This window comes from Ruegeria sp. YKSF57 (assembly GCF_059612585.1).
This window is the reverse complement of sequence record NZ_JBXWQW010000008.1, coordinates 102,017-114,001: the sequence shown is the minus strand read 5'-3', so window position 1 is coordinate 114,001 and position 11,985 is coordinate 102,017. Positions and strand designations below refer to the sequence as shown.

14 protein-coding genes and 1 pseudogene are annotated in these 11,985 nt (G+C 61.2%); 6 read left to right on the top strand and 9 right to left on the bottom strand.

Translation table 11 applies throughout. The features are described from left to right. Together AC2FLX_RS05390 and AC2FLX_RS05385 are read right to left on the bottom strand one after the other, a co-directional pair. Positions 1-328: pseudogene (locus AC2FLX_RS05390) on the bottom strand (lytic transglycosylase domain-containing protein); the annotation flags it as partial. A 43-nt stretch (positions 329-371) separates the two neighbouring features. After that, on the bottom strand, positions 372-725 hold the full coding sequence (locus tag AC2FLX_RS05385; protein WP_012187165.1) for a hypothetical protein: 354 nt from the start codon (positions 723-725) through the stop codon (positions 372-374). Positions 726-928: 203 nt separating this feature from the next. On the opposite strand from AC2FLX_RS05385, the gene AC2FLX_RS05380 reads away from it, so the two are divergent. The 3 genes from AC2FLX_RS05380 (at position 929) to AC2FLX_RS05370 (ending at position 1,967) form a co-directional block, all read left to right on the top strand. Continuing rightward, positions 929-1,189 (top strand): hypothetical protein, encoded by a 261-nt coding sequence (locus AC2FLX_RS05380; protein WP_035252604.1) that lies wholly within the window; start codon positions 929-931, stop codon positions 1,187-1,189. Between the two features lie 124 nt (positions 1,190-1,313). Beyond that, entirely contained in the window at positions 1,314-1,571 is a 258-nt protein-coding gene (locus tag AC2FLX_RS05375; RefSeq protein WP_093994222.1) for a helix-turn-helix domain-containing protein, read from the top strand. A gap of 168 nt (positions 1,572-1,739) precedes the next feature. Continuing rightward, the gene (locus AC2FLX_RS05370) at positions 1,740-1,967 is read left to right on the top strand and encodes a hypothetical protein (protein ID WP_496807578.1); all 228 of its coding nucleotides are present in this window, start codon (positions 1,740-1,742) and stop codon (positions 1,965-1,967) included. A gap of 120 nt (positions 1,968-2,087) precedes the next feature. Here AC2FLX_RS05370 and AC2FLX_RS05365 read toward each other — a convergent pair whose 3' ends face one another. The 3 genes from AC2FLX_RS05365 to AC2FLX_RS05355 form a co-directional block, all read right to left on the bottom strand. Further along, positions 2,088-2,834: a hypothetical protein gene (locus AC2FLX_RS05365; RefSeq protein ID WP_496807577.1), complete on the bottom strand. Its 747-nt coding sequence runs from the start codon at positions 2,832-2,834 to the stop codon at positions 2,088-2,090. A gap of 372 nt (positions 2,835-3,206) precedes the next feature. Beyond that, positions 3,207-3,536, bottom strand: a complete 330-nt coding sequence (locus AC2FLX_RS05360; protein WP_496807576.1) for a chaperone modulator CbpM — start codon at positions 3,534-3,536, stop codon at positions 3,207-3,209. Continuing rightward, the gene (locus tag AC2FLX_RS05355) at positions 3,533-4,477 is read right to left on the bottom strand and encodes a DnaJ C-terminal domain-containing protein (RefSeq protein ID WP_496807575.1); all 945 of its coding nucleotides are present in this window, start codon (positions 4,475-4,477) and stop codon (positions 3,533-3,535) included. Before AC2FLX_RS05355 ends, AC2FLX_RS05360 begins: the two co-directional genes overlap by 4 nt. A 103-nt stretch (positions 4,478-4,580) precedes the next feature. On the opposite strand from AC2FLX_RS05355, the gene AC2FLX_RS05350 reads away from it, so the two are divergent. The 3 genes from AC2FLX_RS05350 to AC2FLX_RS05340 are packed head-to-tail and all read left to right on the top strand — an operon-like array spanning position 4,581 to position 7,722. Then, complete coding sequence (locus AC2FLX_RS05350; protein WP_496809941.1) at positions 4,581-5,843, top strand: efflux RND transporter periplasmic adaptor subunit; 1,263 nt, start codon at positions 4,581-4,583, stop codon at positions 5,841-5,843. Next, positions 5,843-7,048 (top strand): ABC transporter permease, encoded by a 1,206-nt coding sequence (locus AC2FLX_RS05345; RefSeq protein WP_496807573.1) that lies wholly within the window; start codon positions 5,843-5,845, stop codon positions 7,046-7,048. The genes AC2FLX_RS05350 and AC2FLX_RS05345 overlap by 1 nt, the downstream gene beginning before the upstream one ends. Continuing rightward, positions 7,045-7,722 (top strand): ABC transporter ATP-binding protein, encoded by a 678-nt coding sequence (locus AC2FLX_RS05340; protein WP_496807572.1) that lies wholly within the window; start codon positions 7,045-7,047, stop codon positions 7,720-7,722. Before AC2FLX_RS05345 ends, AC2FLX_RS05340 begins: the two co-directional genes overlap by 4 nt. Positions 7,723-7,739: 17 nt before the next feature. Here AC2FLX_RS05340 and AC2FLX_RS05335 read toward each other — a convergent pair whose 3' ends face one another. The 4 genes from AC2FLX_RS05335 to AC2FLX_RS05320 form a co-directional block, all read right to left on the bottom strand. Further along, complete coding sequence (locus AC2FLX_RS05335) at positions 7,740-8,495, bottom strand: SDR family NAD(P)-dependent oxidoreductase (RefSeq protein WP_496807571.1); 756 nt, start codon at positions 8,493-8,495, stop codon at positions 7,740-7,742. Positions 8,496-8,904: 409 nt separating this feature from the next. Beyond that, entirely contained in the window at positions 8,905-9,216 is a 312-nt protein-coding gene (locus AC2FLX_RS05330) for an ElaB/YgaM/YqjD family protein (RefSeq protein WP_496807570.1), read from the bottom strand. A gap of 81 nt (positions 9,217-9,297) precedes the next feature. Then, positions 9,298-9,729: a cupin domain-containing protein gene (locus AC2FLX_RS05325; RefSeq protein WP_456039443.1), complete on the bottom strand. Its 432-nt coding sequence runs from the start codon at positions 9,727-9,729 to the stop codon at positions 9,298-9,300. Between the two features lie 245 nt (positions 9,730-9,974). Further along, complete coding sequence (locus AC2FLX_RS05320; RefSeq protein ID WP_496807569.1) at positions 9,975-11,795, bottom strand: PHA/PHB synthase family protein; 1,821 nt, start codon at positions 11,793-11,795, stop codon at positions 9,975-9,977. Positions 11,796-11,985: the final 190 nt, after the last annotated feature.

Genomic DNA, 11,985 nt, shown 5'->3' with positions numbered 1-11,985 from the left:
CCTGCCGGTAGGCGCTCTCGACCTCGATATTGGCGCGGTAGAGGGTCAGCCAACCACGAACCGAGAGATCCGCGCGGCGCAGCCCGGGATGCCCGGCGTAGCGTAGCGCAGTGGTCTCGATGGCCGAGAGAACATCGGCGCGGGGCAGGGGCGCAGGCCGCGAGAGGGCTGCTATCTGGATTTCGTCTGGTCCAAGGTCAGTCTCACCGAGGATCGCCAGCTCATCAGCAGCGGACCTCTGACCAATGCCGTCATTGTAGTTGCGGGCAAAGCTGTCCTGGGAGCGGGACGGGGTCAGAGAGCCATCGCTCTCCATGACCAGTACCATCTGCGCAGTGGCGGGACCCGCGAGATACCAGATAAGGAGGAGGCTACTTGCTGCCGCCCTTGTCGGTTGCAGCCAGCTTGTGTGTCGTCCGCTGGCCTTCTTCGAGCGGCACATCGGCATGGGAGAAGCCGATCCCGATGAGGAAGGAAACCACGCCGGTGATGGTTTTGAATTCGCGGATCTTGATGTCGTTGTAAGTCGTCCGGGTGCGCGCAGTAACAAGCAGCTTTTCCACGCCCTCGTCAGAGACGACACGCATGATCCAGACCCCATAATAGCTGGGGCCCTTCTTGTGTGCCGACTCCTGGCAGAGGATTTCAGCGCTATAGCCGCTTTCCACGAGTTCGCGGAAACGTGCTTCCGTAACCACATTTGGTGCTTCGATGTCCCAGTTCATGGCCCGGCTCATGCTTTCTTCAAACGCGCAACGCCTGGGCATTCCCACTTGAAGCCCAGTGTTACGATAGTATATTATTAACCGCAAGATATAATGCGGCAGATACGGCTGTATCTCGGTTACTCAAACTCTAGGCACGGCCATTGGCGTCTATCAAGGAAAATAGGGGTTTCAGAAACCTGCGGTTGAGCCGATGGGTGACGATGCAGGCTGTGGCCTTGCTGATGCTCGTTCCGGTCGCAAGCCAAGCCGGATCCTGTCTTGCCCCGGTCCGGCCTTTTGTCCCAAGCGATTCGCAAGCGGCCCGGGATTATGCGGACATCATCCGACGCGACTTTGAGGTCTACATCGCGGACATTCAGGACTACTTTCGCTGCCTCGAGCAGGAGCGTGCGCGTGCTTTTGAGGAAGCCCGCGAAGTCAGTCAGGACTACGGTCGGTTTCTCGAACTGGTGGGGGATTGATGGGCTTCTGGGCATGCACCAGACTTGCAACCCTTGGAAACCAGACGCCGATAACAACCTCAAATATCTACTTTTTAGATAACAGATTTCATCCGCTAGCGACGTCACAAAAGGTATGTGACGCGTGTCGAAAACAATCTGGAGTACCGGGCATCTGGCCCTTTGTCAGTCTTTGGTCGAGGCCCGAAAACACGCGGGTCTGGGGCAGAAAGACTTGGCGGACAGGCTCGACTGTCATCAGTCTCTCGTCGCGCGCATTGAAAGTGGCCAGCGACGGATCGACGTTGTCGAGTTCATCGTATTGTCCCGAGCGCTTGGCTTCGACCTATCGGAGGTTCTGGCGATCGTCGAAGCCGCCACGGAGCCCGACCACAAGATTTGAAAGCAATTCAATTTTGGGGCGTTCCGCTTTGGATGTCCCCGCGTGAGATCAGCTACCTCAATGAAGAGCAGTTAGCCAACATCCACCACGTGCGGCCTACGGCGCGAGTGAGCGCCTTATGACACCATGCCGCAAATTCAGCGCCAGAGTGCAGGAAGTCAGTAAACAGTGAACGATGATAAAGGTGAGGGCGTCGCGATCGCCAATCTGATCGGGACCGATGGGTGCAGCGTGGTTGGTTGGGTGTATCGCTGGAGTACAGGCGGGCATGCGGTGATGTGGGACGTCCACGGGCCACAGCCGGTGTCGGAAATCCGGCCGGATCTTACTGCGGAACAAAAGCAGGAAATTGACTTCGACGGATTGACGCGGATCGGGATAGACGAGGGCGGCTGAGGAGGGTGTTCTCGCGGCGTTTGCCGAAGTGCCAATCTGCTCTTCGACGACCAGGCGCGCGAGGTGTCATTTCACATGACGGCGAAACAGGTCTCACGGACCCAGCCAATTGCCGTTGGCTTAGTAGTTTACCTGTTCAAAGCCGTAGTTGCCCTCGTAGTCACGCCAATCGACGAAGACGGATCGATGATAAATACCAGGACAATTCTGGCCCCATCGTTCAAGTCCCACATGGGCTTCGGGCAGGGCGGTAATGGAAGATCTCTGCCAAGCGAAATCGCCTTGGGTTCCGTATGTGCCGAGGACCACGGTGGCGCTACGATTGCAGTCGCCGTCACGTCCGGATTCGTGCTGTCGCGCATACCGGACATCAAAGACGCGGATGGACCGCACGAAGTTGAATTCAGGTCCGCTGATATCTATGTCCGCGCGATCTTGAACGAGCCGGAGGGCCTGATCGGCGGGAACAAGGTAGTCTGGGGCTTCCGGGGTGCGCCAAGCAGCCGCAATTGGGTCAGCGGCGCCGCGCGCTGGAAAGGATTGTCGCGGTCCAGTGCTGTTGTTCTGGAAGAACGCTTCAAAGATGCGGTCTACACTGTTTGCTGCTGGAGCTGTCTCAAAGGACGCGCCCATAGGACAGCGCCAGATTTGAAGCGGGGGTTCCACCGGCCACGGCGTAATGCGTCGGATGAATTCGGCGCGCGCTCGTGCGCAAGGGACGGAAGCAGGCCAGCCGCCAGACAGGCACAGGAGGATCGCGCAATCGATCGGGTATGTCTGCGCGCGGGCGGGCATCGGCAACGAAGAAATAGTCACAGTCAAAGCGACTGCGACTGAGGGGAGGAGCTTCTTGAGTAGATGACGCATGCTGAGGACCCTCTGTGACAGGCTTCAACATACATACGAAAATGTACTATCGCAACATTAAGTATATTTGCGCATAATGAAGTTTATGTTAAGTAATTTGTGGTGCCAGTATCCGCACAAGGTTTGCTGAGCCAGATCTGCTAACCAGAAGAAGCATAGAGCAAATCCATCCGATCTTCCATCGGCGCCAGAAGCGACTGAGTCTCAGAAAGACCTTAGCAAAGACGTTGCGACGATTATGCGACAAGAAAAACCATTCTTCTTTGATGGGGCAGGCGCTGCGTGACCCGCATGCCAACGTCGGCGCCGGGAACAGGCGTAGCGTTTTGTTGGACGTAGGAACACCGCTTCTCGGTCCCGCTGGAATTCCGCTCAAGGCCTTTTCATTTCCGCCATGATCCGGGCCTGCAGTTCGGCCGGCAGGGCGGCTATCACGCGTGCCATGGTCGCGAGATCCTGCCGCGCGGTGTGCAATTGGTCGATGAGCGAGATCACGATGCCCAGGCCGGTCTCATCCAGATCGAGATCTTGGGATAGATCGCACAAAAGCTCCAGCCGCGCGAGATCGATGCGGCGAAAGACATACGCGCCCGCTTCGCGCTCTGGCCTGACGAAATCACATTCGATGAAGGTGACAAGCTGGCTGCGGGTCAGCCGCGTCACGCTGGCAACGACGTCGTCTTCGGAATAGCGGTCTGTCATGTCCCTGCCCCTTTCTTCAGATCGGCGCGCGGGTCGTAGGCATGGGTCTTGCGCCATTCCGCAAGGAACTCGCGCAGTCCAACGTCCACGTCAGGCGGCGCGACGATCTTCAGCTCGACCCGCTGGTCGCCCTTTGTCTGGCGCCCTGCCCGTGCGACCCCGCGCGCCCGCAGACGCAGAACCTGGCCCGAGCTTGTCCCCGGGGGAATGGTGAGACCTACGGGGCCGTCGATGGTCGGTGCCGTGACCTTGCCGCCGAGAACAGCCTCGTCGATGGTGATCGGGAGCGTCAGGAGAATGTCGTCGCCGTCACGACGGAACACCGGGTGGGGCCGCACCAGAACGGTGACGAGCGCATCCCCTGCCGGACCACCACCGAAGCCGGGCGCGCCTTTTCCGCGCAACCGGAGCGTCTGGCCGTCCTCGGTGCCCCTTGGGATCTTGACGGCGAGGCTCTGGCCATCCGGCAGTGTGATACGGGTCTCGGCACCTCGTGCTGCATCCAGAAACGGCACCTCAAGCGTATAGCGCACATCCGGGCCATGGGCTGAAAACCCACGGTCAGAAAAGTCGCCACCGGACGACCGCGAACGATTGCGCAGGATCTCCGCGAAGATGTCAGCCGGATCGGCATTCTGCCCGTACCCGCGCGTTTGCTGGTAGGCGTTATCCGACGCGTCTGCAAAATCACGATAGTACTGCCGCTGTGGGCGCTCTGCGCCGCGCCCGTCGATCTCTCCCGCATCATATCGGGCGCGGGTCTCGGGATCTTTCAGGATCTCATAGGCAGCAGAGATTGCCTTGAACCGCGCCTCGGCCCCGGCATCGTCGGGATGCAAGTCAGGATGGCTTGTCCGCACCAGTTTCCGATACGCCTTCTTGATGTCGTCGGCCAATGCGGCCTTGGTCAGGCCAAGCACCTCATATGGATCGTCGGGCATCGGGGCCTCCCATTGGACAACCGGCTCAAGGCCGGGCGACGCGCGCGCAGGTGGCCTCTTCCCTTTCTAAATGCCATGGCGATGCCGGTGGCGTCCCTGATCCATGTCAGGGCGCGGTCGCGCTGGCCGGATATCTTGTCCCGGCCGCTGTCTGATCGGAGCCATCACTCCGCCCATGCGGAATGACGTTCGGAAAGGATCCAGCTTGGCCTCGGCAAACACCATGGAGACACGGGATAACCCCCGCGCCGCAACGGAAAACGAGGCTGCATCCGCGCCGCGCGTGCCAGCCCTGCGCCCGGTCGCGCCCGCGCCTGTCAAAAGGCGTCGCCGATGGCTTTGGGGGGTTGCGGGCCTGCTGGCCCTTGCGGTTGGCGGCCTGGTCTGGTCGCAGGTCTGGATGGCACGGCCGACCGTTGTCACGGTCGAGATCGCGACCCTCGCCCCGGTCACGCGTGTGCTTGCCGTCAACGGCCGGATCGCGGCGGTTCGGTCCGTCGATGTCAGATCGGTGGTTTCCGGCACCCTCGCGCAGCTTCCGGTGGCAGAGGGTGACATGGTCGAGGCAGAACAGATCCTCGCGCAGCTCGATGCGGGCGCGCAGACCGCCGCCGTCCGGCAGGCCATGGCCGCGCTCGACGCTGCGCTCGTGACGCAGCAACAAGTGTCGGCGGCCTATGATCGCGCTGTCGTGCTGGGCGACAACGTCGCTCGGACCGTGCTTGAGGCAGATGCCTTCGCCCTGCGATCCGCGGCACAGGAGGTGGCGCGCCTGACCGCGCTGCTCGACCAGGCGCAGATCGTGCTTGGCACCTACACGATCCGGGCGCCCGTTGCGGGTACCGTCCTTGAGCTTGACGCCGAGGCGGGGCAGATCGTGGGCCCGTCGGCACGTTTGCTGACCCTGGCCGATCTCACGGAACTGGTCGTCGAAGCGGATGTGGACGAGGCCTATGCGACGCAGATCGAGGTCGATCTGCCCGCCATCGTGCAACTGGCCGGGGAATCCACCACGCGCGAGGGTCACGTCAGCTTCGTGTCGAACCGCGTGGACGAGGCCACCGGGGGCCTTGCCATTAAGATCGCCTTCGACAGCCCGGTTTCGGCCCCCATCGGCCTTACCGTGGCGACGAATATCATCGTCGAGCAGCGCGAGGCCGCGATGACCGTGCCGCGCACCGCCCTGCTGAACGGCGACGGGGTTTTCGTGGTGTCGGACGACGTGGCGGAGTTGCGGCCCGTGACGGTGGTGGACTGGCCAGCCGCGCGCCTGATCGTGACCGGGGGCCTTGAGGCGGGCGAGGCGGTGATCGTGGACGCCACAGGCATCGCGGATGGGCAGACGGTCGCGGTGGATCAACCCTGATGCTCTATGTCCTGAAGATCGCGACCCGGTACCTGACGGCGAGCAAGGCCCAGACGGCCCTGTTGGTCACAGGCGTGGCGGTGGGCGTGTTCATCTTCATCTTCATGTCGGCCCTGATCGGGGGGCTGGCCGAATTCATCTTGTCGCGCACCGTCGGCGACATCAGCCATATCACCATCGAGGCCGAGACCGACGACCCGTCCGTGCTGATCTCGCCCGAGGGCCATGTGCTGGTCGTGGCCGAACGGGGGCGCACGCGTACCGCGACGCTGTCCGAGGCCGCGACCTGGCTGCCCCTGATCGAAGGGGTTCCGGGGGTCAGGGCCGTCTCGCCGCAGATCAGCGGCGCGGGGTTCGTCACGCGCGGGGCGCAGGTCGCACAGGTCAGCGTGACCGGGGTGGAGTCGGGTCGCGAATCCGCCATCCTCGATCTGGCGGGCTACATGGTCGAGGGGGATGTGCGGCTTGGGTCGGGCCTGATCGTGCTGGGTCGCGATCTGGCCGATGATCTGGCGCTGTCGATCGGCCAGACGCTGCGGCTTGAAAGCTCGAACGGTGTCACGGCGGCGCTGACGCTCAGCGGTATCTTCAAGACCGGCAATGGCGGCATGGACAGCGCGCGGGCCTTCGTCAGCCTGGCGACCGCCCGGACGCTCTATGCCATGCCGCAAGGCATCACGCGGATCGAGATCAAGCTGGACGATCTGAACGCGGCCGATGCCACGGCCCTGCGGATCCGCGCCCTGACGGGCCTTGACGCGGTGCCCTGGACGGACGGGGCGGAGCAACTGATGGAGGCGCTGAACGCACAGGCGCAGACCGGGTATTTCCTCAAAACCTTCGCGCTCATCACCATCGTGATCGGCGTCGCCTCGGCGCTCTTGCTGTCGACCTACCGCCGCCGCCCCGAGATCGGGATCATGCGCGCGATGGGAGCCGGGCGCGGGTTCGTCATCTTCGTCTTCGTCACGCAGGGCGCGCTGATCGGGCTGATGGGAGGTATCATGGGCGCGGCGCTGGGATACCTTGCCCTTCTGCCGTTTCCGTCGCGCGACGCGTTTGAGCCGGGAACCCTGCCGATGGACATCACGCAAGGATCCTATGGCCTGGCCATCACGCTGACCGTGATCGGCGCGATCCTCGCCTCGATCCTGCCCGCACGTTCGGCCGCCCGCGTGGATCCCGTCACGGCGATAGGCCAATGAGCGCGCTTCTGGAGGTAACCGACCTGTTCAAGACCTACGGGACGGGAGAGGCCGCGACACGGGTCCTGCGCGGCCTTTCCTTGCGCCTGGACACCGGCGAGATGGCGGCACTGCTGGGGCCGTCGGGGTCGGGCAAGAGCACGCTCTTGACGATACTGGGCACCTTGATGAAGCCGACATCGGGCAGCTATGTCATGCTGGGCGAGGACATGATTTCCGCCGATGACTGGGCCCTGACTGAGTTTCGCAATGCCCACATCGGCTTCGTTTTCCAGTTCCACAACCTTTTGCCGGATTTCACCGCGCTCGAAAACGTGGTCTTCCCCACGGCCGTACGTGAAGGGCGCGAGACGCCTGCCGCCCGTGCGCGTGGCCGCGATCTCTTGTCCCGCATGGGGCTCGCCGACCGCATCGAATTCCCCTCGGCCAACCTTTCGGGCGGGCAAAAGCAACGAGTCGCTGTTGCCCGTGCCTTGATGAACAGCCCGGAACTGGTGCTGGCGGACGAGCCGACCGGGAACCTCGACCGAGACTCGGCAAACCAGGTGATGGACCTGATCGGACAAATCAACCGCGAGGAAGGCACGACCTTCCTTATCTCGACCCATGACGAAAAGATTGCCGGTTTCTGTCGGCGACAGATCGTCGTGGGCGATGGGGTTGTTACCGGTTAGGCCCACGCAGCGGGTGCTTACTGCGCGGTATAGCCCCCGTCGACGAGGTGGTAGCTTCCAGTGATGAAACTGGCCTGATCCGAGAGCAGGAAACAGGTCATCGCCGACACCTCCGCAGCCTCACCGAGCCGCCCGATTGGGTGCAGGGCGGCGATGCCGTCCAGCGCCGCTGCGTCGAGGTTCTTTTCCAGAAGCGGCGTCGCGATGAAGCCCGGACCAACCGCGTTTACCCGAACCCCGGCCTTCGCGCATTCGATGGCCGCGACCTTTGTCAGGCCAACGACCCCATGTTTCGCGGCGACATAGGCACCGGCCGTCGCAAAACCGACCGACCCGAGGATAGACGCCATATTGACGATCGCGCCGCCGCCCGCCTTGACCATTTCGGGAAGGCCAAAGCGCATGCCATGAAACACACCGGTCAGGTTGACGTCGATGACCTGCTGCCATCCATCCAGAGGATATTCCCCAACCGGGTGCGCAGGGCCACCAATACCAGCATTGTTGACAAGCAGGTGCAGTCCACCCGTCTGCGCTACAGCAAAAGCCACAGGAGCCTCCACATCAGCGGCAGCACTTGTGTCGGTCTTGTGGATGAAAGCGGTGCCACCGGATGCCTCGATCTTTTTGACCACGGCGGCCATCCCCGCCTCGTCCATATCCACCAAGATAACCCTAGCCCCAGAGCCTGCCAGATCCTGCGCAATTGCGGCACCAATTCCCGACGCCGCACCAGTCACGATGGCTGTCTCGTCGTTGAAATCAAAGGTCATTATGAGTCTCCTGCAAATGGATAATTCTGGGAGAGGCTGCACAGATTGAATCGTGGCGCGCCAACTTGGGTGAACCGGGCCAATTTCAGTCCCGCCTGCCCTCGCCCAGGGATCGCGCCAGAACAAATGCTGCCGTGAACGCAATCTGAGAGGCTAATCCGGTTTCGCCGGTTGCAGGTGCCGCCGGTTGGGAGACCGGTGGGTCGGTCAGAGCCCTTTTCGCAAATCGACTTCTGGCGAAGACCAGAAGGACCGCAGCCAAAATTGTTAATCCGAGGCCGATCAAGAGGGACGCCGGACCTTGCCCTACCGCGATACTGAGCGTGAGATACGCCCAGGCCGTCAGGAACGCCACTCCTGCGGCTGCGGTCAGTCCCCCGGCCAGAGCAAGCAAGATCGGCAATACCCATCAGCGCCGCGACAGGGCGCCAACCAAAAAACCCGCACCCGCGGCGAGGCCAATTGTCATGAAAGGGTGGGCCGCAACGGACTCCTCCAGTTGCGCCTCTGCAGAGCGGCCCTTGCTTGCTGCATAATGCTTCGCTTCGTCAAAGCCTTCCGCGATGTCCGCGGCCATGCGGCTGCCGCGCCGTCCCGCGATCCCGCTGACAGTCTCGCTGAGTCGCGACAAATCCTCTCGCAGGGCGGCCAATTGACGGCTGACCGCCTCGATATCAGTTGCGGCGGTAGCTTGAGGGTTCGTCTTGCTATCAAGTGACATTTTGATTTCCTTTGTTTGTTGGGGAGTGGGGTATTGTGCCGCCTGACCTTCTGTCCGAGAGCGGCCTGAATGCATCGCGCATCATGTTTGGGCCGATACCCGGACCACCTCTGCCGTCTGCTCGGTGGCTTCTCCCGAGAAAGCCTCGTCGGATGCATCCGCCTCGGCCTTGGTCTTTTGAACCAGTTGGTCCTCGTGATGCGGTGGACCGTAAAGGGTATAAAGCTTGAGCGCCTCATGGCCCGTGCAGATCACGTTGTGATGGGCACCTGCGGGCACAACCACACCATCGCCGGGGCCAACCTTGTGCGGCGTGCCGTCGATCACGACACGTCCCTTGCCGTCTTCGATGCGAAAGAACTGGTCCGTGTCAGCGTGTATCTCGCCACCGATTTCAGTCCCCGGCTCGAGTGACATCAGAACCAGTTGCAGCTTTGTTCCTGAATAAAGAACACGCCGAAAGTCGGTGTTTTCTTCCGTCAGTTCCTCGATATTCGCAACATATCCGATCATGACGCCTCTCCGTTCATTTCATCGTCTGGCTGGACGACACGAACGTGTGTGCCGCAGATAAATCTTCACCGCACTGATCGGCGTTAGCTGCGTGCTACGTTTATCTTCACTGCGGTGCGGTTGGCCATTATCCGCCTTAGGTCGAAAGTCCCCACCACGGGGTTCATGAATCGCGCCGCTTCGTTTCATGGCCCGATGACGCGTCCACTCACTGCGGCCTACCACCGTCAAAAGTGGGCGTGGTATCAGGTTTGGTGAACGTAGGCGCCAGGTGCCGACACGAGTGGGACCAAGCCCTTATCTGGCACACCGACGGAGGGTGCCGGCGTGACACCGCTGCTATTCTCTTCCAGCCAGGTCGTCCACGCGGGCCACCAAGAGCCTGGTTGCGGCGTATTTTGCGCAACCCAAGCTTCGGGACCCACGTAAAGAGACCCGGCAGTACGACGCGAGATCCGATGGTGACCGCGCGCCAGCTTTGGCTCGTTTATGATCCCGCTGTTGTGGCCGCCGCTCGTCAAAACAAAAGTCATATCGCTGTCGGTAAACAGTTGGGTTTTGTAGACGGACTTCCACGGCGCGATGTGGTCGGTTTCTGTGCCCACGGCGAATATCGGAGCCGAGATGTCCTTGAGCGCGATCACTCGTCCGTTGACGGCAAACCGGCCTGCCGTCAGCCGGTTTTCAAGGAACAGGCCGCGCAGATACTCTGAATGCATTCGGGCTGGCATCCGGGTCGTGTCCGAAACCCAGACTCCCATGTCGGTCGGCAGGTCCTCTTTCCCAAGGTAATAGCGCCGCACGGCACGGGAATAGATAAGGTCTTCCGACCTGATAGCAGAAAAGGCGCGCGCCATTTGGGGCCGGTCAAGATAGCCTTTCTCCCACATCATGTCCTCGAGGAATGCGATCTGGCTTTCATCCAGAAACAACAGCAACTCGCCCGCCTCGGCAAAGTCGACCTGTGCTGCCATGAGCGAGATCGACGCAAGCCGTTCGTCGTTTTCACGCGCCATCGTGGCCGCCGCGATCGCGAGGATTGTGCCACCCAAGCAATAGCCGACCGCATGAACCTTGCGCTCCGGCACGATGGCATTCACCGCATCGAGAGCCGCGATCACGCCGCGTTCGCGGTAGTCCTCCAGCGACAGGTCTGCTTGATCAGCGGTCGGGTTGCACCACGAAATCATGAAGACGGTAAATCCCTGATCCACAAGGTGTTTGACCATTGAATTATGCGGCGAGAGATCAAGAATATAGTACTTCATGATCCAGGCCGGAACGATCAGGATCGGCTCGGCCTGCACTTTATCGGTCTGTGGCGCATACTGGATCAACTCGAAAAGATCATTGCGGAACACCACCTCGCCGGGTGTACAGGCCAGATCCTTACCGATCTGAAAGCCCTCTGGTGCGGGTTCATGGACCTGAGCAACGGTGTTTACAAAATCATGCATGAAGTTGCGCGCACCCTCCACCAAATTCTTGCCGCTGCTCTTGCGCGTTTCCTCGATGATCTCGGGATTAAGGGCGGGGAAATTGGACGGAGACAACAGGTCCAACACCTGGCGCGCCATGAAGCGGGTCCTGTCTGCATCCTCAGGACGCAATCCGCGCAGATGGTCGGTTGCATAATCCCACCAGTCCTGCACCGCGAGAAACCCCTGCTGCATGTTTCTGAACGGCGGCTTTTCCCATCCGGGATGCCGGAAACGATGATCGTAGGCCTTTGGCACAAAGGCCGGTTCCGCGTCGCTGTTTGGCAAAAGCGACTGCCCTAACAGCCTTGTCATGTTTTCCTGCGCGCGCTCGGCCAGTTCAAGCTGGCGACCCGGAGCCTTGGCCAGATGCTGTGCCCAATCGCTCCAGGCTTCGATGAACGCATGCGGCGACACGCCGGCCGACATATAGGCGACCGCTGCCCGTGACGCGCGATCAAGGTTTTCATGCGAATGCGCCTCTTTTGACTCGGCTTTCTGCTGTGACGCAGCGGCGATCTTGGCGGGAAGTTGGACCTGCTGTGCGTCTGGCGTAGGTGCTTGGGGCTGCGGCGTGCGCTTGGTCATCTTTGCGGTCCTATGCTTATGCGTTTTGTGTCTGACCGCCTCTTCTGGATTGATCTGTTCGTGCTGACCAAAGCCGGAGCGGCGCATACGCCCTGTGTGGCAAACGACCGTGGTGGACGCATTGATGCAGGTTAGCGCCCACCGACGCTGAAAATTCTATGCTGCTTTCAAGTGTTCCCCGCAGGCTGTT